A 23,962-nucleotide genomic window follows, 5' to 3' on the forward strand; every position below is an offset into this window, starting at 1 on the left:
CTCAAGTCGCCATTGAATTACCTTGATTTTAAAGGAATATTGATAATTTGTCTTACTTTGACTAGCGTTGTTTAATCCATAGACACCAAGTTCCTTGATATTAGTAACCCAGTTACGAATGGTGTCTGTTCCTTTAATACCAAACTTTTTCCGTATTTTATAAGGCGGAATACCTTGTAGGTACATCGTGACTGCTTCAATTTGTACTTCTTTTGAAAACATAGTAAAACCCCGTAAGTTTTGGAAATTACTCCAACTTACGGGGTTCAGTTCACCGACTTCTTCAAGTCTAGGACGGCTTTTATTATGTCGTTTTTTAGATATGCCGAGATAATGATTCATCACTAACATTTTGTGACATCGAATCATCCATATCTTGCAGCATCCGATGCATCTGCTGCACCTCTTGCTTGCTTTGTTGCGTCATTTTTTTGGCAATTTTATTCATCTTACCCATCGGAGCAACGACTTTTTTATGAGCTGGTTGGTTCTTTTTTTTATCCTTGTTTTGTTGAATATCCTTGGATTCATTACCTTTTCTATCAACACCATTCGCCTGGCGAATTTTTTCAAAGTTACCATCCTTATTTTTTTGAAACAAGCGATCAGTTTTATTTTTTATCTGCTGGTCATTGGTTGGTTCTTTAAAGTTTTCATTGAATTGTCGATAAATCCCGTTAGCTAATTCTTTACGCAACCGATTATCTTGCTTTTCTGACCACTTTAATTGGCCCTGATGCTGTTGACCATGTGTCTCTTGCATCATACCATCCATTTTTTGTGCGGTTGCTTGAAAGGACTGATAATCATCTTTCAATTCATGCGTTAGCATCTTATCAATTAATTGATTCATTTGCCGATTAGCTGTTGCCATCCGGCTAGAGTCGTCAGTTACTATACTATCAGTATTGCCAACTTTCCAACGTCCCCGTAAATCTTTTGGCAATACCTCAAAAATTTTCTGAAGGTCGGCCGCGTAATGGTGCGTTTCATCTAACTTAGATAACGTATCGTTTTTAATGCTACTACGATAATTACCCACTGCTTCGTAGACATCAGCGCGTTTAATTTTAGTAGCATCTGATTCTAACTCATAGCGAAATTTACTCTCTGCTTGTTTCTTGGCCTTAAAGTCAATTACCCCTTTGGGTTCACCGGACTTATGCAACATACTTGGTCGTGTTTCTTTAGATTCTTTAGCGTACCAAATGTGCATGTTTAAGTGGTCTGTATCTTGATGAACAGCACCAAACCAAATAACATCATCTGGACTTTCACCCAACGGCTGCGCCCCACCTTTATCAAATAAATCTTGTACAATATGCTGTTCCGCACGCTTTAATCGATCTTGGTCTAATTGCTTAGTTTCTGGATCGTATAAGCCATTTTCACCTAACCAATCACCACGCATTGAAAAAGCCATTTCATGTAAGATATTACCATTTTTCTGTGCGGTATTTAAACGATTTTCTAGACGATCCATCTGCTCATCAGTCATGTTCAATGTCTGCCCATCAAATAGTGGGTGTTCGTCACCCGTTGCCGAAAAGCGAGAACTGTATCCAAAGCTATCATTAGCTGTTATGATCATTTCCGAATCAGTAACATCCACCAGTGACTGATTATTTTCATCCATGACTTTAGAACTTTTCGCCGCATACGTTCGAACTAAATTACCAAATTGTTTACCTTCTTTATTTGCTTGTGATGCCGTTGAAAAGTGTGTGGGTAACAATACAGCACCGGTCTTTTTTTCACCGGTTGCAAAATTAGCAAAGCCCCCCGTTTTTGCCATCTTATTTCACCCCCTGCTCCTTACAATACGTATCCAAAGCTTCTTGAATTTCTAATAAATTATCAAAGTCAATTTCTGGAAAACGTTTAATAGCACGTGCAATATATTTATGATCAGACTGCCGTAAAATACGTGAACAAGCACGATTACTTTGGTCAAATTGATTAATCAGTATGTGCGAAAATTGTGCCACCCAATAATACTTTTGTTGATACTTTTTATCTTTTTCTGATTCGATAATATCATCAACATCGTTAAAAGCCTTTTCTTCTGGATGCAACCAATCTTCTTCATGTAACTTTTCCAACGCTGCTTGTAAATCAAATGATGTTTTAGTCATGTTTAAACTCCAATCCTTCATTACTACGACGTTTTTGTTTATGAGCTAGATCCTGCTTACGACGTTCTTGATAAGCAGCAAAGTCTTTCGCATACTGACTAGAATCGTCTAACTCTGAGCGAATATCTGTTTGTATAACATCATCAAGCTGTCGAGACGGGCCGAATGACGTAACATTTTCTAGATACTCCATCGCTGCTGTAAATGAGGCAATTTCCTTTATGTCCTTCATCTGATAATTAATTTCATTAAGCATCGGGTCGACATCGTTTAATTGATCCATTTTTTCTAGTAATTGAGCGTAAGACAACGTGTTATTTTTAGGATTAAGGATAACTTGATTAACAAAAAAGTTCATAGTAAAGCGATATAGGCTTGCTGATTTATCTGTATCAATCCCTGTTTCCGGATGCTGTTTTAACCAGCTAACTAATGTATCTCGATACCATAATTCTTGGCTGCTTATTCTAATACCGACATGACCATTACGATTTCTCTCACTATCAATTTCATGATCCACCAACTCATTCACATTAATAATTCCATGTACTTCATCCGCTACTTTTGGGTCTAAATCTTCATCTGAATAATTTTTAAATTTCTTCTTTAAATACTTTAAACGATTCTGATTTTTACGCTTTAATTTTTGTCGAAATTCACTTAATGTTTGCATCATTAATTCTCTCCATTTTTCTGTAAGGCGGTTCCAGTATAATAATTAATCTGCCAACCTGGTTGACTGTTAAATACATACACGTGGAATTTGATACTATCATCACCAATTGACTGAGCTTGCATTTCTACACCACGTGGGACACGTTCCACATTTCGATATAACGGTGTTACTTGATAACGAACAAAATGTTTAGATGATTGTTTCAAATAATCAGCCACTGCGTTCTCGTAATCTTCCATTGACTGTTGTTGATCATATTGATGAGTCGCATTAAATGCCATCGTTCCAGTAACTAAATTGCGGGCATCGTTATTTAAACCAGATAGCTGATAACCAATTAAATGTGACCGATTATAAAGATAGTTTTCCTGCCTGGTCTGGTTAAATTTATAAACATGATAGCCAGGCGTTTTAACTGTTAATCGTTCTCTTTTTTCAGTTGGCATTCGCGATTTATCTAACATGGCATTGGCTTGTTTTGGTCGACCTAACCAATCTCGTGGTGATAGGTCTAACCAACCACCTTTTTGTGTTTCTAATTCACTTTGTTTAAAGTCGGGTTGATTATTTGCAACTGGAATTGTTTGTTGGTTCGTGTAATCTTTTGCAGCTAAGTCATTAGATTGATTATCAATATTTTTAGCAACAGGTGCAGCACTAGATTCCCCAACTCGATTAAAGACTTTATCTAAAATCGCATCACGTTTTATAAAAATAAGCAGTGCCAAAACAATCACGAAAATGATACTAAATCTACGAAACCAACGATGATGAAAACTATACATTCTAACCTCCCTATCTACCGTAAGAATCGTCGTACATATATTGAATCATACGATTAATCGAATCATTTAATGTCACTAAATCTTTTGAAATTGCATGTTGTGATTCAGTCGTGACATGCGTTAATGTATTCAACTGTTTAGTAACATCCTGCAATGGTTCTAATAAAATCTCAGTAGCATTTGCTTGCTCTAAGTTCTGTACAAAGTTATCTATAATAATTTGTAAAAGTGCATTACGTGAAATCTTATTACGTGCAGCCTCTTCATCTAGAATTTTTAAAGTATGGTCTGATATGTTTCGAAGTACGAATTGATTTGCCATTAAATAATCCTCCATCACTAAGTTCAATTTAAATTATTTAACCGAGGCTAAATAAAATTCAAAACCAATAAATAATAATTAACAGGTTAAGGGGGAATGATACCACGCTGTGATATAACCCCGCTGTGCGGGCATTCCTTTTGATACTAAGAGATTTAAATTGTTTAACCTATGTTGAACCCCCTGTTGAACCTTTATTTAACGTCTTGTTTAACCTATGTTGAACCCCTTGTTTAACCTTTGTTTAACGTATTTTTTGGTTAAAAATATTGCGGAATTGTCATTTTTATTAGTCAATTCCGCAAGCTTTTATTCAAATAACTTGGCGACATTTAACTGTCCATTTTGTTGCTTAGTTTTTTGTTTTTCTAATTGTTGAATCTTATTTCTTTCGTCTGAAATATCTTCTTTGGCATTAGAAATATCTTTCCTAAAGTCTGTTATTTTCGACTCATAAGTTTCAATTGATTCGCTTGCTTGATCTTGTTCATCATCCATCATATCTTTCATTTGTACACGGATTGATTTAATATTTTCTTCCTGTTCATCAATAGCTGTTTGCCACTTTTTAATTGCTGCTTTATCTTTCTTAATATGCTGCTGTTGTTCTTGAATATTGTCACTCGTTTGTGCAATTACTAACTGCTTTTTACTCTTTACATTGAGCTTGTTATTCATGTGTAATTGATCATCATTATTAACAATCACCGTTGCTAATTGATCGCTCGATTGGGTCTTTTTAACTGAGCTATCACTCTCATTAGTTGCAATATTTATGTCCGCAGTATCAACTGTTTTATCCTCAAACGTGACCCGAACATCCTGGAAATTCGTCTTTAATTTTTCAAACTGAACGACCATGGTATTCGCTGACGTTGGGATAATATGATACTCAGACTGACCTGATTGAATATAACGATCACCTGCAAATGAAAGCTTGTAGCGTTTCATGTTAATACCTGATAAAGTTGATTCATTGTTATTACCAGTGAACTTAAAATGTAGTTCAAGTAACCCCGAATCTTCATTAAATCTTTTCTCTGTCAGCTGTACATTTGCCCCTTGATTGCCGAATGCCATTTTCTGATTAAGCTTAGTTGAAACGGTACCTGATGGCCGCGGCATGATCATTGAATAAGCAATGATCGCAACACCAATTCCAAGTAAACCAAGCAACCTAATTGTCACTGATTTTCGATGTTGATCATACCGATTATATTTGTGGTTACCATGCCATACTCGCCAGTTATACCAAGTTCTACTCCACCATCCAGCCCTTTCTTTCAGGTGTGGCTTTTCGCTATACTTCACCTTGACATGTTGCATTAAAGCCTCCTACCTAATCTCTAAATCTTCATTTGTTAAACCATTTATTCCTTGCAAAGTTGACTCATACTCATCAACCATACCGTCATTTTTAGCAATCTCTTTTTCAGATTGTTTCGTCGTCCACGGCATGAATGACGTGACCACATTAGTTGCTCGATATTGTGATTGTCCCTCTGTCGTTTCATACATTTCACTTTGTATATTGAACTGTACTTCGATTGGCGCACCCTTTTTATTTGCATATTGATAAAGCATCTCAGCAGTTTTACCAAACGCCACATAATAAATAAAATCCGTACGAGCTTTTTTACTTAAATAACGCTGCACAGCTAAACCAAAACGTACCATTTTAATATCTTGTTTTTCACCAACTGTTTGTAGTTCAAACTCTTTTACAAGCCGACCAACATGAATATTTGTCTGCATAACTTACCCCTTATTTCTTCCTACTTATTAAAAAGATGTTCTAAATTATCGCAACCACCTTGCAACTTTTCTATTAGAAACTGTTCCAAATTTTGTGATGTTTTTGTTACCTCAGTTAAGCAATCTTTATCCGAAATCTGTTCATTAACTGCTGCATCTTCAATAACGAACAATTGACCATCTTTTGCTACCATTACTTGCCCCACAAGTATCTCATCTTTATCTAGTACGCTGACAAAATGCCCCACACCAACTAAACCATCGCTTTGCAAACATCTAGCAAAATAAATATTGGTTTCAGGCTCATCAACAAATAACGGTAATTCCATTTGTTTCCACATAAACTACCCCCGTTTATTCGGTCGGACGCACTAACTGACCAAATGATGCACCAGTTTGTGCCATCTTTTGTTGAACTTGATTTAATGTTTGGCTATCAATTCGATAAATCCAAACTGCCTGCTTTTGAATAACCATTTGACCTCTTTGAGACAGAATAAATCGATTAAGCTCTGCCATTGAATTAGCTACTATTAAAATACGTTGACGCCCTAGATCAACTGCAATGTATTTAAAATCCATCATCGTTACCTCCCTGGCTCTGCTGCATTAAATCCAATTAATACAACCCCCTTCTGCCATTTCATGAAAGTACGTTGCCATAAACCAATTAGCAACCACTTACTCCACAAAATACTTACTAATTTTTCACATCTCTTACTTACTCTTTGACTTAATATAAAATCATTTGCTAACATCCTTGTTTTCCTCTTTAACTACTCACTTTAACGACAAAGCTTTCATTATTCGGTGAAGCATTTCATGTTATCTACTGGTGCTTAACTCATCAAAACAACGCGTAGCGTTAGTTAGGAGAGTTCGCCCTTAAAGCGAGCTATCCCAACAAAACACTAACCTCGATCAGAGTGATCAAAATCACTGTTTTGTCGTCCAATTACAAGAATTGGCACACGTTTAAAGCCAGCACTGCCCAGCCACAATCACAACATCATTTCGAGTTAAACGGTCGAATTATGAACTAAGCACCATGAATCAATTATGATTGCCGTGTGACGCCATTTTCAGTACGTCCACCCTGACCTTTTTGTGCATTTACATGGTTGTCACCACCAGTGAATATCATTAACTTCACATTACTTTAAACGCCCGCTACGTCGTTCTCAGGCACCCTTCTGACGACGTGTGAGCGATGCGAACTCCAACTGCCCATACAGGATTACGACGTCGCATTGTGTAACTGTTTCGGGATAATGTCGGTGTAATAAAAAACGTTACTACACCCCCTCTGTGGACATTAGTAACGTCATTTCCGCACGCTTATGGCCACAAGATATGGCTTGGGTCATATCTTCACAAGTAACACAAAAAATGCTATAATGGCAGACGTATGGTTTAGTCAAAAAGAGCGCACTAAAACCAACTACATTTTTATCGTTTTTTACAAAAATGCAATTTGTACTATCTGTTCCAAACGGTATGCCAGTGCCATTATCAACAGAGGGTATTTTATTTAAATTTGGAAGATCAATAGCTTTTGATAACATCGTTCACTTTGGTCGGTGTGATGTTATCTTAGGTTATTGATCTTTTTGTATATCGCTAAAGTATTTATCAAATACTTGACCACCTGTCATATGAAACACCGCCCCAACTCGTTGCAGATTTCTTAATTCAGGAATTGCGCCTTGTTCAATTCGTTGAACGGCTGGTACGGTCATATTAGCCGCTTTAGCAGCTGCTCTCATCGAATATTGATTTTTTCGTCGCCACTCTCGAAATGCCTTAGCTAACGTCTTTTCATCAACATAGCTCATCGGCAAGCCTCCTTTCTATAAGTATTGTATTCGATACGTTCAGCCCAAAAAATAAACCGAACACATCGGCATCGAGACCTATAAAAAAGCCCCTATGATTTAACAAGGGACTTTGCTGTCAGCTATGTAGAAAGAAGCATTAACTGCTCCACTTTTTTCACTGGCAGCAAGATTACAAATCCTGTAATACCAAGGGTTCCATGTCTCTTGTTGCCTTAAATATAAATGTAATGCTGTCAAGTATTTGACGCAACGTTACACCGGCATTTTTTACATTTTTATAACAAAAGTCATTTTACAACATTTTTTGAGTCTTTTTTTGGTATTTTTTCTCTTTAATGCGCTTTTTTCTTTTTAAACCTAATTTAAGTACGCTTTTTAATTGCGACTCGCCAGAAACTATTTTAAGATTTAAGACACACCAAACACCGCCTCATCAAAATGCAGTTTTTAATCAGGCGTTCTTTATCTTAGTGTTGTTTTAGCTACGTTCTGAGTCGTTTTTGATTAACTAGCCACTAATTGACTCGGCCGTTGTCCGCGTTGTCTTAAATGCTTAGTTGCCCGTTTAAACAAATATTGTGGTGATTTTTGTTGTTTATTAGCGTGTGTTAGCGGTTTGCTATTGATTTCCTTAACCACCTGATCCACACGCTGTTGACTAACATCACTAAAGCGTGTGCCTTTGGGAAAATACCATTTGGCACGTAGATTACGATTGGTGCGCTCGTTAGTGCCACGTTCATACGGTGCGTAACTATTCGCAATATACAAATCACCTAAATACTGGCGAATATATTTGGTGACCAAACCATTCACAAATTCCCAGCCATTATCGTATGTGATTGATTTCACATAAGGGCCAAAACGGTCTTTAAATTGCATCACCACTTTTAAAATGTCGACTGCTCGTTTAGATTTCGCTTTTAAAGCCACTTGAAACCGTTTTTTTCGCTCGACGAACGTCACTAATAATGAATCATTAATTGGTCCTTCAACCCCGTCCATTTCCCAATGACCAAATACTTTATATCATTAACTTTCTTATTCATCGCAATATATCGATTCATCCGTGGCTGGACAATTAATAGCTGATCATCAACTGGTACATCACGTTGACGCATCACATTTTTAACACCCAGTTCTTTTTTTGCCCGTGGTGACGCGGCTAAAACCAACCCACCATTGGTATTTTCCTGTTGACTCATCACGATTAACAACGAAGTCAGCGGGTTTAAGCCCCGATCAACACTTTCAACACTGGCATAAAAGCTTTTGGAATCAATAACCATCACTTTTCGTCTTAGTTCATTGCTTGTCACTTGTTGTACATCCATCACAATACCTCATTAGATAATTTATTATTTCCTAACAATGTTAGTTTAAACCTAATATCATTTTCTGTAAATCAATTATTTATGCGTTATATCAAATAATCTTATTCATGATTAACATAAAAAGCCTCATACCGTAGTATGAGGATCTTAATTTCATTGCAAACTTTTCTTTGAGGAATCATATTAAATTTATTCATAATCACTTTCATTTGGTATCCAATAAAGTGCTTTTGTAGCTCTGGTAGCAGCTACATAAATTTCGTTATGACTAACTAACGTCTCCTTCGAGTCATCAAAATACCCCACCATAAAAACACGATCAAACTCTAAACCTTTGGCAACAGCAGTATCTATAATACTGATATTACCATTATTAGAATTAATCATGTGCTCTAAATGATTTACATTTGCCGTTGACCAACTGATAGGATAAACAATAGCAATTGTTTGATTCTTAACATCTAATTTTAAAAGATGTTTTTTCAACTCGTTTAGGTTACCTATCTTTTGAACCTTTTCACCTGAACGATTAATAGCTTGTAATTTATGATTGGTAAACGCGTTAGCAAAATTAATAATTTCTTTAGTAGATCTATAACTAGTCTCCAACGTCATCTTTTCAGCCGAAGTAAATATTGAGAGTATCTGCATGACATCACTTCCACCTGGAAGTAACTGTTGATTCTCATCTCCTAGAATCATTTTTTGTTCTTTAGAAAAAATTTGATTAATATACCAGTATTGAACAACCGAGTAGTCCTGCATTTCATCGATAATCAAGTATTTAATACTATCCGAATACTTTTTGGCATCAGTTAACATTAATTGTAAAATCGCTAACAGGAAGATATCCCCGTACTCAATTTTTTTATTAACAAATTCCACCCCAAATTGACCTGCATAACTTTTAAAACTCTGCCATAATTGCTCTAAATTATGATTTACAAACATGTTTGTTATCACTTGCTTTAACTGTGCACGTGACTCAGCATGTTTCGACTTTGGATAATTCATTTTTGTTTTCTCAAATAGAATGTTAGTCAATACCTTGATTCTTTCTCTAATTGGCAACCCTTTTACTTGATTATGTAGATAATTTATTTGATCAATATCTATCATACCAGTGGGTGTTTTTATCTCTTGTGGATTAAAATTAATTTCATCAATTGTTTCTTTAAATTGTTTCATAATCTTAATGACGTCTTGGTTACTTTTACCAATGTATCGTTTTCTATACTGTCGATCATGATTTATACGATAGATATACTCTGATTTTGCCTCACTTTTCTTTTTCCAAGAGTTAGTCAGATTATCAAGAGCAATATCATCTAACTGTTTAACAGGTATCATATCTTCACCCATTTCAGGTAAGACATTATTAATATACTCGGCAAAATCTTTTGAAGGTGCTAGTAACAAAAAGTTTTCGGCATTTAGAGTACCTCTTTTTTTAAATAGCAGATATGCTATACGGTGTAGCGCCACAGATGTCTTACCAGATCCTGCAACACCTTGGATAACTATATCCTTACCTGTTTCTAAACGAATAATATCATTTTGTTCTTTTTGAATGGTAGAAACAATATTCTTCATTTTTGAAGAAGTTGAGTGTTGTAATTCATATAACAAAGCATCTTCATTCGGCGTATCAGTAGTGGGTAAAATTTTTTGAATAATTTGATCTTTAATGATAATTTGCGCTTTATACTTGTTTAATCCGCTTATTTTATTATTAACACTTGGCACAAAAAAGCTTGCTCTACCAACTGGATAATCGTAATAAAGTGATGCAATTGGTGTGCGCCAATCATAAATTAAAGATTCGTATTGTGATGTCGTAATTCCTTAAAATCCTATATGAATACTCTCCGTTTCAGATTCTCCATCTTCACAAAATTCAACATAACCAAAATAAGGTGAATCTTCAATTGCTTGCAACTTTAATATTTCTTTTTGGTTATCTTCCATTCTGATAATAGACTTTTCATTTTCAATTCGTCTAAATGCTAAGTCGGCTAAATCATTTGTACTTATAGTTTGATAAATATCACGTTTATCATTAATTGTCTTTTGGTTTCTGTCAGCAAATTCGGCTATTAATTTGTTTTTTCGATTATGAATATACTTGGCTAACCATTTAAGATAGTATTTTTCTTGAATCAATATTGTCATCAAACTAGACTCCCCTTTTAGTTGCTTAGTTTAATTATCAATAAAAACTAAATAATTACTAGACTTATATTTTGATTTTTGATAATCTAGTATATACGTGGGTATAAAAATAGACCATGTACATACAGTCACAACTATTTAAATAAACCATTGGATTTCAAAACTAGATTCAATAAATTAGCCAAGTTTTAATCAGACTTAGCTTAACATGCTATATTGAACGTAAAGAAAAAGCCTCATGCTACCAACACGAGGCCCAGCTATTTTAACAGTGGCTGATTCAAAATAAGTTTTAAGCCGCCTCACTCGTCAAAGTTAAGGGCGGTTTTTAATTTGCCTTTCTTCTTGTGATTATCAATCAATGCCAACAAAAAGCTCCCGAACAATATCATTAAAGATATTGCATCGTGAACAGACATGTTCAGCTCATCCTCCATTCATTAGATTTTGAAGCTTACAACACTTGTCCATAGCATCAACCCCTTTTCGGAAAATTAGCCAACGCATTTTTAATTTGTATATATTAAGACTTTAGATTGTGCTAGGCTAGTTACTCCTAGCTTATTTTGCACGACATCTAATCAATTAATTTTCCCTATAAAAATTAATGAATTCAGAAAAAAGAAATAAAAAGATACCCACAATCAAAATCACTAAGCCCATACTAGCACTGATTGATCCATCAATTAGGAACATAATAACGGCAAATAGACCAGTCAAAATAATTGTTGAAATTATTATAGGTAAATGGCCAATTCTATCATCATCGTCATTTTTTACACCATAGACTAGTGAAATAACCAAAACTGGAATGAAAAAAAATTAAGAATATAACTGCTATAGGGTTATCAAAAGTAACTACCTCCCGCAACGGCTTACTTTCAGACACTGCTTCATAAATCAGTTCTGTAGCTAGTATTATATTTTGAATTATAGCAACATAATAGATTAGTTTAGTTTTTCTAACTTTTAAGCGTTCATCCATTTTCCTTCTATTCATAGTTCCCCCCTAATTCCAAAATAAATCGTCAAGTGTTACATTTAAAGACTTCGCAATACCAATAGCTAACTTCAAAGTCGGATTATATTGTCCTTTTTCTATTAAGCTTAATGTCTGTCTTGTTATGCCAACCATTTTTGCTAAATCTTTCTGTGTAATAGACGAGGATATTCGAACTTGTTTTACGTTGTTTTTCATCAAATTTTCTTTCTAAGGTAATATATATATTACTTTTGTAATTTATATATTACATCATTTTCATTCCATGTCAAAAATGCCTTGGAATAAATTTGCGAACGCTTCCATCATTAACTTTAACGAATATATCTAGCAATTTTAAATGTGCCGAGATAATGACTCATCACTGATATTTTGTGAAATCAAATCATCCATGTCTTGTACCCTCCGATGCATTTGTTTAATCTCTTGTTTTCCTTGTTACGTCATTTCTTTATTGATTATCCTTGGATTTATTATAATACCATTAGCATGACGGATTTTTTCAAAATTACCATGCTTATCTTTTTTAAATGGTTGATCAGTTTCACTTTTCCCCTATTGGTCATTAGGATCGTTTTGACACCTTCCTTGCGCTATTGATACGACAAACTATTGAATGTGTTAAGGTTCCTAACTTCGACATAGAGTTAGGCTACATATTACTTTAGTCTTAATATAGGCTATTATTTGGTCAATAAAACAAGTCATGCTATAATTTAGTTGTAAACAAAAAAGCCCCGTGCTACCAACACGAGGCCTGGGCTACCAACACGAGGCCTGGGCTACTTCAACGGTGGCTGTATAAAATATATATTTTAAACCGCCTCACTCGCTAAAGTTAAGGGCGGTTTTTAGTTTGTCTTACTTTTTGTTGTGATTGTCGATATATGTCAACAATGCCAACAAAAAGCTCCCGAACAATATCATTAAAGATATTGCATCGTGAACAGACATGTTCAGCTAATCCTCCTTTCATTAGATTTTGAAGTCTACGAACACTTGTCCATAGGCATCAACCCCTTTCGGAAAGATTAGCCACCGCCTTTTAACCCATAAATTTATTATATCATAAAAGTCGTTAAACCCTTGTTATATCAACGGATTTAACGACTTTTTAACCAGTATATATGCTAATTTATTTATCTATTTTCAGTCTCACTATATCGGCTAACTTATTCTACTTCCGATTTCTAACATAACTATCGACTGTCATAATCGCATTTGCAACATCTTCCGCCGTTACATCAAATGGCATTTGATGAATTGTTTCCGTTGGAATAGTTGCTTGTTGCCCAACCTTCAGGAAATCGTCATAGGTTGCTTTCTCCAAATGCAAGTCAGCCAAAGTGGTTGGTAAGCCTAACGATTGATTAAAATCGATATATTCATTTAAAACCTCAGTCGGCACATTATCCAACACCAATTCACAAAGATAACCGTAGGAAACTTTTTCACCATGCATCATCTTTTCACTTTCACCAGAAAGAACAGTAAATCCATTATAAATGGCATGAGCAGCAGCTAATCCTGAACTCTCAAAGCCGATACCGCTTAATAACGTATTGGCTTCTACGACTGTCTCTAATGCTGGTGTCACAACATTAGCTTTTGCTGCGGCAACGGCCTCATGGGCATGCGCGAACAAATTATCTTCACACGTTTGTGCAATTGCTAATGATGCAAGCGTCGGCGATTGTCCAATCATTGACTTATTATAACCTCTAGCAACATCTTGTGCCTCAATATTGGTAGCCATTGCATCACCAATACCAGCAATAAGATTTCGAACGGGTGCATTAGCAACAACCTTGGTATCAACTAGAACAATATCCGGATTTTTATCATAAAAAGCATAATTGGTAAATTGTCCTTCAGGTGTATAAAGTACCGATAGCGCTGAACATGGTGCATCAGTCGAAGCGACCGTTGGCAAGATAGCAACAGGGACTTGCAATTTATCAGCAATATCCTTTGCGGTATCTAATGTCTTCCCTCCACCTAGGCCAATGATAAAATCATTGCTATTCTTTTGACCAATTGCAACAACGCGATCAATTTCTTTCTCTGACGCTTCACCACCAAATGTCACATGCGTCACTGTGAAATCAGTTGCCAAAGTTTGATTTAATTTTTTACCAATAATTGACCAAACAATGTCATCACACAATAATATCGGTTTTTCTCCAAGATTCTCGAGGTGTTTATTGGGATGATCTAGTATCCCGTTTCCCTGAACATAGTGCGATGGACTTGCAAATGCTTTAACCATATTAATATCCCCCATATCAAATGACTGTCCCTATTGTGATTTGTTTCACTAATAACAGTTTAACAAATATGAAAAGTAGATGGCTAATTAATTGCTCAAAGTTTTTTTAAACAGACGCATGTATTAGTAATTGGCCATTTGAACTTACTTTTAAAAGATTACCGTTTATACTTCATTGTTCATTTTGAAGAAGATGACTTAGTCAACGCTCTTTAATGTCTCTAGCATATCAACAGTGAACGCCTATCTTCCTAACGTACAAATAATTAGCCCTTTACATGTAAAAGGCCTTTCAACAATTAAACACTAGAAAATGATATAGTAACAGTAACTTGAAGAAATTGGAATGTGGCCGCCTTAAAGATCGCCTTGACACCCTCCTTGCGTTATTCATTGATACGACAAACCACTGAATGTGTTAAGATTCCTAACTTCGACATAGAGTTAGGATACATATACCTTGTCTACTTATAAACAAAAAGACTCGTTGTCACACGAGTCTTTTTAATTTACCTTTTTTCTCGATTACTGTACTTAAACATCTTAATCTTAGATATTACCATATGCGTTGAATGGCATACAATTAGATAAAATAAACTATAACAATCACTTTCCTCACTAATTTATCTGATTGTTAATTAAATCTACAAAGCTTTCAGGTTGATCTACCCCTAAAACTAGCCGCGTAAATTTTTCTTTTTCTAGGTTAATAACAACCGGTTTATTACCCTTTTTGATATTAAAAAAAGTCTTTTCCTTCTCTTTAGTGAAAGTACCTGCCCAATAGCCAGATATTGACGTACCAGGTCCTCTAAATCCCTTATACTGATTTAAAATTTCGTTGTCGATAATAGCGCTTTTTACATGTTTTAATGGCACTGTCATACTACCTTGGAATGAAGCTAATTTGTTTATTCCTTGCGGTGTGACAACTAATTGATCACCATTAATCTCTACTTTATTCTGCACAAAAGCCTTCCCTTCTTAACTATGTTTTAGTAACTCTTCCCAACTTAATTGTTTCACTGTACTTCCCAAAGTTTGTATATAAATAAATCATATCATAAAGGGGTATTAATAGACTAATCGTATCTTATGAAAATGTCTAGCTTCCTTTGCAGCTCAGATACCATGAATTATCGGCTGCACAACTGTTATCACTGGTTTCATGTCTCTTTAGGTATCTTTAGATAAAAAAGCATAACTAACTAAAAAAGCCATCTGTCTGACAGGTGGCTTTTGGCTAGTACATTTTTCAAATCATTATTTCATATTCAATCTATATTTATTCTTTTACCATCGCTTGATAATTGTTACCAGATGAGCGACAAAAACCGCCTTGAACTCTCCAACCATCTTTAAGAAGTGCATTAACTTTTTCTTCAAGATCTTCAATCTTCGCACTTGAAACAACTTGATATAACATCTATTAACCTCCTCTGACAAATCATTGATTACCCAGAATAATAGCATACAAAGCATCATTTTTTGACTAATAAGGTTTAATAATAGTTGATCATTGTCATGACTAACATATCTTCCCCTGTACTGTCATACAGATGCTCTGTGGTGGCATCGAAGGATATTGCCTCATTTCGTTTAACAACGAAAGTCTCCCCATCAACTATTAACGTTAACTCACCCTGAACAACTAATATGTACTCTTCCGCTTTTGAGCCTACTCTCGTCGTAGAATGACCGACAGAGTCATGCTTTTTTCCGGCATCTAATTCAACTCGAAATAATTCAAAATCCCTACGTATATTAGTCTGAAAATAACCAAAAATACGATACGAACCATCATCAGAAGATTGGAAAAGCGTGTGATCTTCTGTGATGACTTTTGCGAAATCACTATTATCACTCATCAGTTCCGTATAAGGAACATTAAGTCCTGAACTAATTTTCCAAATCGTATTAATCGTAGGATTAGTTGTTTGATTTTCTATCTGAGAAAGTATGCCCTTGCTAACACCTGAAAGTACCGCTAATTTACTAACGCTTAAATTCTTTTCTTGTCTAATTCGTATTAAATTGTTAGCAATCACTTCATTAATATCCATACAAAAAACCTCCGTGTTATTTAGGTCAATTTGGATTTACATTGCGTTTTTTATATTATACAATACGAATAATTAAAAGAACAAATTAAATATAAGGTGGGATTTTACTGTGACTAATTCGTTAACACCCAAAGCCGCTTTAAAAGAAGCATTACCTACTATTTTTGGCTATATTGGTATTAGTGCTGCTTTTGGTATTATTGGCCAATCATCCGGTTTGAGTGTCTATATTATTTTATTTATCTCAATTATTGTTTACGCGGGGGCTGCCCAATTTGTCGTGGTCACCATGTTATTGACACATAGCCCCATTCTATCAATTATTTTGTCTGTATTTTTAGTAAATTCACGTTTGATTTTAATGAGTGCCACCCTTGCACCCTACTTTAAAAAAGAGTCATTGATTAAAAACATTCTAATTGGTACTTTTCTAACCGATGAAAGCTTTGCACTGGGGATGAACAAATTAAACTACACTGACAGCCACCTGAACTTTCGCTGGTTTCACACAGTAAATATTGTTGCCTATGTCACTTGGATAATAGGTACACTGCTCGGAGCGACATTGAGTAGCCTCATTACGAATCCTGAAAAATTAGGTTTTAACTTTGCCATCACAGCAATGTTCATTGGTTTATTGTATTTACAAATAATCTCAGATCGATCAATAAAAATAAATGTCCAATTAATCGTGATTCTCTTTACACTTGTAGTCGTTTATCTTGGTCTAATTTTTATTCCTGCAAATTTGGTTATTCTGTTATCAACAATTCTAGCTTGTTATTTGGGGACGGTGATTAAAAATGCCTTCAACTAATTATATCCTTTATACAATCATTGGCTGTGGTTTGGCTACTTGGCTATCGCGAATCCTGCCTTTGGTTATTTTAAAAAATATGACACTATCAAAAAAAGTCATCGAATTTTTAAGTTTTGTTCCGATTGCTATTATGTCTAGCTTATGGTTCGAAAGTTTATTTATCCAACATATTGGTCATTTACCAAGCATTGACTTCCCTAACTTACTAGCATCAATTCCCACAGTTATTACCGCAATCCTCACAAAAAGTCTTTTGTTGATCGTTCTAGTTGGCGTTTTATCATTAAGTTTAATCAACTTTCTAAGTTAGGATCAATCACTGATTGTGTTACTATGATAGCCAAAAACATTAATCATGAAAGGTCGTGTTGTTCACTTGAAAAATAAATACATTTTATTTACCAATATGTTGGTAAATATGGGAATTGGCTTAATTATGCCCGTCACTACCCTTTATATTCACAATGTGCTCCACATGAGCTTAGTCATTGCCGGTTACACACTTTTACTTTTTTCTGGAGCAATGGCGCTGGGCAATCTGGTAGGCGGTCGCTTATTTGATAAATGGCACACGAAACCACTCATGTACATTAGCGGGATGATCATTGTCGCTTCACTATCACTCTTGGCTCTCTATCCTTATTGGCCGTTATATCCAATTTTATTAACGTTATACGGTGCTGGCTTAGGAATTTTAAACGCCTCGGTTAATAGTTATTTAGCTTTTTTACAAAAGTATGATGCTAATATCTTCAATAATGGCTACTGGGCTGCAAATATTGGTATGGGTCTGGCCACATTTCTATCGGGTATTCTTTTTAGTATTAATATTAAGTTGGTTTTTGGTGGCTCAGCAATTCTATTTTTAGTGGCTTTACTTATTATCAAATTGCAATTTGTTTCGATTGATACTTTACGTAATTCTAAAACAGACAATATGGTTCACAGTCCACTTAATAAGCATATAATCGGTTACATTGCGTTACTGAGTTTAACGATGATTATTATTTGGGCTTGTTATGAACAATGGAATAGTAATGTTTCTGTTCTGATGACCGATAATGGTATTTCAGTCAAAAAATACAGCATCCTATTCACAATCAGTACAATTGAGATTGTTGCTTTACAACCATTTATCGTACGTCTGTTCCCAAAGACGTTCAATGCAGATAAATTACGTGTTATTTTAGGTGTTTTAACTTTCGCTCTGTCATATCTGGTAATCATTAACACTGATGACTATTGGCGTTTTGTCACCGGTATTACGCTTGTCTCTATCGGTGAAATTCTTGCTTTGACTGCTATTCCAAGTTTATTAAACCACTACGCGACTGATACTAATCGTGGCACAATCCAAGCTATTGGTAGTCTTTCTGGATCAATTGGCCGTGCCCTTGGACCATTAATTGGTGGTTTTATGATTACTAGTTTTAATTTTAATACGACATTTTTCAGCATTTTTATTCTTCACTTGGTTGTTGTATTATCTTTAGTATTATTACGTGATTTTAAAACAAAGTATTAGTGAACTGCTATTTAATATATAACGGGATTATCGTTCTACTATTTCGTAGGACGATAATCCTTTTTTATTTTCTCCTACCTATAAGCAAAAAATTGGCATTATAGGTAGGAGAAACTTTATCATGAAGTCGTAGTCAAAAGTTCCCCGCTTAGGAGGTAATTTATAAATGAGTTATACCGCAGTAAATCCATACAATGGACAAAAAATTCGCGATTTTGACAACATAACCGATCAACAACTATCAATTGTTTTAGACAAAGCCCAAGCTTTTTATGACAAATCACAAAAACAAACCATTCAAGAACGAACGAAACTCTTAAATAAATTAGCCGATGAATTCGAAAAAAACACCGAAAAATACGCCCGTATACTCTCAACTAATATGGGTAAATTATTAACAGAAGCAGGTCAAGAGGTCGCAAAGACAAGCTCTTTTGCACGTTATTATGCGAAAAATGGCGTTAAGTTCATGCAACCAAAACCATACAATGACCTAACAAATGGCCAAGCGCAAGTTGAATTCTCTGGTACTGGCATCGTTTTAGCAGTTGAACCATGGAACTTCCCATATACTCAGGTCATGCGTATGTTCGCTCCTAATTTCATTTTAGGAAATCCAGTCATCTTAAAGCACGCTAGCATTGTGCCAGAAACCGCGTTAGCCTTCCAAGAAGCCTGTGAAAATGCTGGCATGCCGGAAGGTGCATTCACCAATATATTTGCCGATTATGACCAAATCAACCACATTATTGCGGACCCTCGTGTACAAGGCGTTGCTTTAACTGGCTCCGAAAATGCTGGTCGTAAAATTGCTTCGGTAGCTGGTCAAAATTTGAAAAAGTCAACGATGGAATTAGGTGGAACTGATGTTTTTGTCGTCTTAGATGATGTCGACGTTCCTGTAGCAGCTAAGGATGCTGTCAAAGCACGCTTAACCAATGCTGGACAAGTCTGCACGGCTGCTAAACGTTATATTGTATCCGCCAAAATTTATCCGGAATTTCTGAAAGCATTAAAAGAAGAATTTGCTAAATACCAATTAGGTGATCCATTAGATGAAAAGACGACACTAGCCCCACTTTCATCTAAAAGCGCCCAACAACAGTTACAAGATCAAGTCGATAAGGTTATTGCTGTCGGTGCTGAAATTTTGTATGGTGACCCAACGCCAGTTCCTGGCGTTGGTGCTGGCTTCTCACCATTAATTTTGACTGGTATGAGTGACGATAATCCAATGTACGAAGAAGAACTATTTGGTCCCGTAGCACAGATTTATCAAGCCCAAACAGATGATGAAATCATTAAGATTGCAAACAATTCCCGTCACGGTTTAGGTGGCGCCATCTACACAAAGGATATTGCACGTGGTAGGAAAATTGCTTCACAGATTGAAACTGGTCAAGTCACGATAAACTCTATTTTAAGTTCTCAAGCTGAAGTCCCATTTGGTGGTGTTAAAGATTCTGGATATGGCCGTGAATTAAGCGACTGGGGTATCTATGAATTTGCTAATATCAAGCCAGTCATGTACTAATCGAATAATTAAATCTAGATAAACTGAACCATTCAGAAAATTGTGGTATTTGACCATATTTTCTAAATGGTTTTTTATTTACAAAAATAGGCACAAAATTAAAAGAAAATTATAATGATTGATGGTATTCTTATTATTAAATATACTAGCCACTTATTAAAAGCAGAAATAAACTTACGGAAAAAATAGCTACCTAGTACTAAACAATTTAAATAATAAAGCATCTAAGGAAAAATATGGAATTACAATTAAAAGAACTAAAGCAAGATGAACTAATAGATTTTTGGAACCTAGCCTTCAGTAATCCTAACGCCGAGTGGACAAAATGGAACGGACCCTACTTTCATGATAAATTGCCTGAAAAGCAAGCATTTATTAATTTAAATCAAGATAATAAATACTTACAAAATCCCCTGCGTAAAATAATCTGGGTTGATAATCAAATGATCGGTATGGTATCAGCCTATTATGAAGATGAACCCCTCAACCAATGGTTGGATGTAGGCATTGTCGTTTATAAACAGGATAAATGGCATCGGGGCATTGGAAAATTGGCTTTAAAACAATGGATAGATGAATTATTTGAAAACACGTCTCTCCCCCACATCGGTTTAACAACTTGGTCAGGCAACTATCGTATGATTGGTTTAGCAGAAATTTTAGAACTTAAAAAAGAAGCTGAAATCCGCCAAGTCAGATTTTGGAAAAATCAATACTGGGATTCAGTTAAATATGGTGTCTTACGTTCCGAATGGATAAAATAATTTCTAAATAGTTCACAGCATTTTAAAGTGATTACGTACAAGAGAATTAGTTACGCAATCTATTTTTATTTTAATCAGGGAAATTATCGCAACGGAGGAAAAATATGTTTACATTTAAAATTGATAATGAAGTTAGTCTAGCTTTACCGAGACCAAAAATCGACGCTGAAGCTGTATTCCACTTGATGGATGAAAGTCGTGATGAATTAAAAACATGGTTACCATGGGTGGACAATACTAAAACTGTTGCAGATGAAGAAAAGTTCTTATCCGATACATTAGCAGAATTTGGGACTGGTGATTCTATGTCAACAATTATCCTTTACAAGGATCAACCTGCTGGTATGATCAGTTTTAATCGATTTCGGAGCATGGATAAAAGTGCCGAAATCGGCTACTGGTTAGGGACGAAATTTGTTGGTAAAGGTATCATGCATCGGGCCGTGTCTGGTATGTGTCACATAGGATTTATTGACTATCGCGTAAACAAAATAGAAATCCACGCAGCTATTGATAATGAGCGCAGTAATCATGTTGCGCAACAGGCTGGCTTCCATTTGGATGGTTGTATTCGTGCCAATGAACTACTGTCGGATGGTTTCCATGATGGCAATATTTGGACTTTACTTAAGAATGAATGGGAAAAATAGTTACCAAAACTAGTTTATCTACAAAAACGAACGGCATCCCCCGAGTATTTCCAACTCAGGGGATGCCGTTCTCGTTATTATGAAATATATTTATGTTCTGTTAGTCCGTAACCATTTTGAATCGATAGATTTTTGAAGCAAAGTCCTCAAACGATACTTCTTCGTAGAAACCAGTATTCATTAGTTCATCACCACCAATAATCTGACCAGTCTCAACATTTTGATAATCCTTATTTGGCATCAACCCCGTTAACTTTAAGACATGATACGCTGGTTGCGCTTCTGACAAAATCTTAAAGGAGAATGCCACAACATCTTGCTGATCCTCACTGACGAACATCCAAGCAGCATAGTTTGTCTCTTCTGGATTAAGTAATCGACTAAACTTACCATATTGAATAATTGGCCGAATCTCTTTATAAAATGCAATTTGCTCTTTAACCGCTTGCTTTTCATCTTCAGTCATCTGGGTTAGATCCAATTCATAACCAAACACCCCACTCATTGCAACCGCACCACGAGTTTCTAATGAAGTAAAACGACCAGTTTGTTGATTTGGCGATACAGAAACGTGTGACGTCATTGATGAAATTGGGTAAGCCAATGATGTACCGTACTGAATTTGCATTCTAGCAACAGCATCCGTATTATCACTTGTCCATGATTGCGGCATGTAATATAGCATACCGGTATCAAAACGGCCACCACCACCAGAGCAACCTTCCCATAGAATATCTGGATACTCGGTCGTGAGCTCCTCCAACAGTTCATACAATCCCAGTACATACCGATGCATGACTTCACCCTGTTGATCAGCTGGTAGATCATTCGAATAAATATCAGACAAATTTCGATTCATATCCCACTTAATGTAATCAATTGGGCAATTATCTAATACTTGCTTCATTTGTTGATGGATGTTTTCACGGACTTCCTTCCGACCCATATCCAAAACAAATTGACTACGTGCTGGACTTGGCTCACGATTAGGGACACGCAACATATATTCTGGATGTTGTCGATATAGATCTGAATCTATGGAAATCATTTCTGGTTCAAACCAAATACCAAACTTTAATCCTTCCTGATGGATATAATCTGAAAAATGCTGTAAGCCTTTAGGAAACTTTTGTTGGTATACCTGCCAATCACCCAGAGATGAATCATCATTATCACGATGACCAAACCAGCCGTCATCTAAGACAAACATTTCTAATCCCATATCTTTGGCTTCATCCACCAGTGGTTGTAACCGTTCTTCATCAAAATCCATAAACGTGGCTTCCCAATTATTAACAACAATTGGTCGCAAAGCTTTCTGATGCTTTCCTCGAGCCACCCTATTTTGTAGCAAATCAGCCAAGGCTTGGCTCATACCATTGAGCCCCGTATTAGAGTAAGTCATGATAACTTCTGGTGCTTGGAAACTTTCATTTGGCGCCAATAACCAGTCAAACTGATCATCATTAATTCCCATATTAATACGATACGTACCAAATGGATCCTTGCTAACTTCTTCTTTATGATTTCCCGAATAGACCAAACTTAACCCAATGGCGCTACCTTGTTGTTCAGTTGTTTGACGATCCACTAGTGCAATAAAGTTATTCATGTGATGGCTAGTTGTCCCTCGACGACTTTGGAACACTTTCGTCCCAAAACTAATATCTTGCCGATCAACGTGACGTTCATTCACATGTGAACCAGGTAGAGAAATAACCTGCTTATCACCAGCTGGTAAGTCAATTGCCATTGAAGCAATTTTTTCTAGACGGACGTCCTCTACACCTTTATTAATTACTTGGACAGAACGCGTAATCACGGGCCGATTACGATAAATCGTATAGCTCAGTGCTAACTTTAGCTGACTAACTTTATCAACCAACTCAATCACAAGCGTCTGAGCTTCATCATCAGTTTGCGTATAGGCAGCTGGTAACCCCTCGAGCTTTGGCTTACCCATCATAATTGTGTGTTGATCATAAGTGAACATTGCTGAACGGCTACCATCACTCTGACGAACAATCATCGATGGCACACGATAATCACTATCTCCAGCTGAACTATATTCACGCAGGATGGCATCTAATGAGTATGTCCGATCATCTGAACTGGGTAAATTACCCGAAAAGCCGCGGTCTAACCGTGGATTTTTCAGCTGACCATGATAGTGATTAATTCGCTGACCATAATAGAGATGTGCTAAAACACCCCCTTCTTCAATTCCTAAAACATAAGAAATATAATCATTGTGTAAGTGAAACGTTTGTTGTTTATCATCAAATGTTATTAAGTCTGCTTTACTCATCACTCTCCCCCT

At 35.8% G+C, this 23,962-nt stretch carries 28 protein-coding genes and 2 pseudogenes; 6 read left to right on the forward strand and 24 right to left on the reverse strand.

What is annotated here, in order from left to right; genetic code table 11:
- The 23 genes and pseudogenes from FFM62_RS01025 to FFM62_RS01120 all read right to left on the reverse strand — a co-directional run.
- Window positions 1–222, reverse strand: a 222-nt coding sequence (locus FFM62_RS01025) for a helix-turn-helix domain-containing protein (RefSeq protein WP_137604529.1), incomplete at its 3' end; no start/stop codon positions are given.
- 94 nt (window positions 223–316) lie between these two features.
- Window positions 317–1,795 carry a MobP2 family relaxase gene (gene mobP2 / locus FFM62_RS01030; protein WP_115470551.1) on the reverse strand — a complete coding sequence of 493 codons (1,479 nt, stop codon included), beginning with the start codon at window positions 1,793–1,795 and terminating at the stop codon, window positions 317–319.
- A 1-nt stretch (window position 1,796) separates the two neighbouring features.
- Window positions 1,797–2,135 carry a hypothetical protein gene (locus FFM62_RS01035; RefSeq protein ID WP_115470550.1) on the reverse strand — a complete coding sequence of 113 codons (339 nt, stop codon included), beginning with the start codon at window positions 2,133–2,135 and terminating at the stop codon, window positions 1,797–1,799.
- On the reverse strand, window positions 2,128–2,811 hold the full coding sequence (locus FFM62_RS01040; protein WP_115470549.1) for a hypothetical protein: 684 nt from the start codon (window positions 2,809–2,811) through the stop codon (window positions 2,128–2,130). The genes FFM62_RS01035 and FFM62_RS01040 overlap by 8 nt, the downstream gene beginning before the upstream one ends.
- Entirely contained in the window at window positions 2,811–3,596 is a 786-nt protein-coding gene (locus FFM62_RS01045; protein WP_115470548.1) for a DNA/RNA non-specific endonuclease, read from the reverse strand. The genes FFM62_RS01040 and FFM62_RS01045 overlap by 1 nt, the downstream gene beginning before the upstream one ends.
- 10 nt (window positions 3,597–3,606) lie before the next feature.
- On the reverse strand, window positions 3,607–3,918 hold the full coding sequence (locus tag FFM62_RS01050; protein WP_115470547.1) for a hypothetical protein: 312 nt from the start codon (window positions 3,916–3,918) through the stop codon (window positions 3,607–3,609).
- A 309-nt stretch (window positions 3,919–4,227) separates the two neighbouring features.
- Complete coding sequence (locus FFM62_RS01055) at window positions 4,228–5,244, reverse strand: hypothetical protein (RefSeq protein WP_115470546.1); 1,017 nt, start codon at window positions 5,242–5,244, stop codon at window positions 4,228–4,230.
- 9 nt (window positions 5,245–5,253) lie between these two features.
- A complete protein-coding gene (locus FFM62_RS01060; protein WP_115470545.1) occupies window positions 5,254–5,673 on the reverse strand; it encodes a single-stranded DNA-binding protein in 420 nt (139 codons plus the stop codon).
- A gap of 20 nt (window positions 5,674–5,693) precedes the next feature.
- Window positions 5,694–6,014 (reverse strand): hypothetical protein, encoded by a 321-nt coding sequence (locus FFM62_RS01065; RefSeq protein ID WP_115470544.1) that lies wholly within the window; start codon window positions 6,012–6,014, stop codon window positions 5,694–5,696.
- A 13-nt stretch (window positions 6,015–6,027) separates the two neighbouring features.
- Window positions 6,028–6,258 carry a hypothetical protein gene (locus tag FFM62_RS01070; protein WP_115470543.1) on the reverse strand — a complete coding sequence of 77 codons (231 nt, stop codon included), beginning with the start codon at window positions 6,256–6,258 and terminating at the stop codon, window positions 6,028–6,030.
- A gap of 2 nt (window positions 6,259–6,260) precedes the next feature.
- Window positions 6,261–6,431 (reverse strand): hypothetical protein, encoded by a 171-nt coding sequence (locus FFM62_RS10075; RefSeq protein ID WP_165845867.1) that lies wholly within the window; start codon window positions 6,429–6,431, stop codon window positions 6,261–6,263.
- An 840-nt stretch (window positions 6,432–7,271) separates the two neighbouring features.
- A complete protein-coding gene (locus FFM62_RS01075; RefSeq protein WP_115470542.1) occupies window positions 7,272–7,508 on the reverse strand; it encodes a helix-turn-helix domain-containing protein in 237 nt (78 codons plus the stop codon).
- Window positions 7,509–8,015: 507 nt separating this feature from the next.
- Window positions 8,016–8,537: pseudogene (locus tag FFM62_RS01080) on the reverse strand (IS30 family transposase); the annotation flags it as partial.
- Window positions 8,537–8,845: pseudogene (locus FFM62_RS01085) on the reverse strand (Y-family DNA polymerase); the annotation flags it as partial. The pseudogenes FFM62_RS01080 and FFM62_RS01085, both read right to left, overlap by 1 nt.
- Before the next feature lie 189 nt (window positions 8,846–9,034).
- Window positions 9,035–10,591, reverse strand: a complete 1,557-nt coding sequence (locus FFM62_RS01090) for a UvrD-helicase domain-containing protein (protein WP_115470540.1) — start codon at window positions 10,589–10,591, stop codon at window positions 9,035–9,037.
- A 99-nt stretch (window positions 10,592–10,690) separates the two neighbouring features.
- Window positions 10,691–11,017, reverse strand: coding sequence for a hypothetical protein (locus tag FFM62_RS01095; RefSeq protein WP_115470539.1), 327 nt, complete (start codon window positions 11,015–11,017; stop codon window positions 10,691–10,693).
- Window positions 11,018–11,319: 302 nt separating this feature from the next.
- The gene (locus FFM62_RS10475; protein WP_371851228.1) at window positions 11,320–11,454 is read right to left on the reverse strand and encodes a putative holin-like toxin; all 135 of its coding nucleotides are present in this window, start codon (window positions 11,452–11,454) and stop codon (window positions 11,320–11,322) included.
- 572 nt (window positions 11,455–12,026) lie between these two features.
- Window positions 12,027–12,215: a helix-turn-helix transcriptional regulator gene (locus FFM62_RS01100; RefSeq protein WP_115470537.1), complete on the reverse strand. Its 189-nt coding sequence runs from the start codon at window positions 12,213–12,215 to the stop codon at window positions 12,027–12,029.
- 663 nt (window positions 12,216–12,878) lie between these two features.
- The gene (locus FFM62_RS10250) at window positions 12,879–12,971 is read right to left on the reverse strand and encodes a putative holin-like toxin (protein WP_219843350.1); all 93 of its coding nucleotides are present in this window, start codon (window positions 12,969–12,971) and stop codon (window positions 12,879–12,881) included.
- Between the two features lie 223 nt (window positions 12,972–13,194).
- A complete protein-coding gene (locus tag FFM62_RS01105; protein ID WP_115470536.1) occupies window positions 13,195–14,286 on the reverse strand; it encodes a glycerol dehydrogenase in 1,092 nt (363 codons plus the stop codon).
- Between the two features lie 618 nt (window positions 14,287–14,904).
- Complete coding sequence (locus tag FFM62_RS01110; protein ID WP_075269568.1) at window positions 14,905–15,255, reverse strand: hypothetical protein; 351 nt, start codon at window positions 15,253–15,255, stop codon at window positions 14,905–14,907.
- 316 nt (window positions 15,256–15,571) lie between these two features.
- Complete coding sequence (locus FFM62_RS01115) at window positions 15,572–15,712, reverse strand: DUF1737 domain-containing protein (protein WP_115470535.1); 141 nt, start codon at window positions 15,710–15,712, stop codon at window positions 15,572–15,574.
- 76 nt (window positions 15,713–15,788) lie between these two features.
- Window positions 15,789–16,349, reverse strand: coding sequence for a helix-turn-helix domain-containing protein (locus FFM62_RS01120; protein ID WP_115470534.1), 561 nt, complete (start codon window positions 16,347–16,349; stop codon window positions 15,789–15,791).
- 109 nt (window positions 16,350–16,458) lie between these two features.
- Between FFM62_RS01120 and FFM62_RS01125 the strand changes: the two genes are divergently transcribed.
- From FFM62_RS01125 to FFM62_RS01150, 6 genes are all read left to right on the forward strand, one after another.
- Window positions 16,459–17,166 (forward strand): AzlC family ABC transporter permease, encoded by a 708-nt coding sequence (locus FFM62_RS01125; RefSeq protein ID WP_115470533.1) that lies wholly within the window; start codon window positions 16,459–16,461, stop codon window positions 17,164–17,166.
- Complete coding sequence (locus tag FFM62_RS01130) at window positions 17,153–17,479, forward strand: AzlD domain-containing protein (RefSeq protein ID WP_115470532.1); 327 nt, start codon at window positions 17,153–17,155, stop codon at window positions 17,477–17,479. Before FFM62_RS01125 ends, FFM62_RS01130 begins: the two co-directional genes overlap by 14 nt.
- Before the next feature lie 96 nt (window positions 17,480–17,575).
- On the forward strand, window positions 17,576–18,694 hold the full coding sequence (locus FFM62_RS01135; RefSeq protein WP_371851229.1) for an MFS transporter: 1,119 nt from the start codon (window positions 17,576–17,578) through the stop codon (window positions 18,692–18,694).
- Window positions 18,695–18,860: 166 nt separating this feature from the next.
- A complete protein-coding gene (locus FFM62_RS01140; protein ID WP_115470530.1) occupies window positions 18,861–20,228 on the forward strand; it encodes an aldehyde dehydrogenase family protein in 1,368 nt (455 codons plus the stop codon).
- 236 nt (window positions 20,229–20,464) lie between these two features.
- Window positions 20,465–20,992, forward strand: coding sequence for a GNAT family N-acetyltransferase (locus tag FFM62_RS01145; protein WP_115470529.1), 528 nt, complete (start codon window positions 20,465–20,467; stop codon window positions 20,990–20,992).
- 104 nt (window positions 20,993–21,096) lie between these two features.
- Window positions 21,097–21,642, forward strand: coding sequence for a GNAT family N-acetyltransferase (locus FFM62_RS01150; protein WP_115470528.1), 546 nt, complete (start codon window positions 21,097–21,099; stop codon window positions 21,640–21,642).
- A 100-nt stretch (window positions 21,643–21,742) separates the two neighbouring features.
- Here FFM62_RS01150 and FFM62_RS01155 read toward each other — a convergent pair whose 3' ends face one another.
- Entirely contained in the window at window positions 21,743–23,950 is a 2,208-nt protein-coding gene (locus tag FFM62_RS01155) for an alpha-galactosidase (RefSeq protein WP_115470527.1), read from the reverse strand.
- Between the last annotated feature and the right edge of the window lie 12 nt (window positions 23,951–23,962).

The organism is Weissella thailandensis (assembly GCF_005405465.1).
Lineage (GTDB): Bacteria > Bacillota > Bacilli > Lactobacillales > Lactobacillaceae > Weissella > Weissella thailandensis.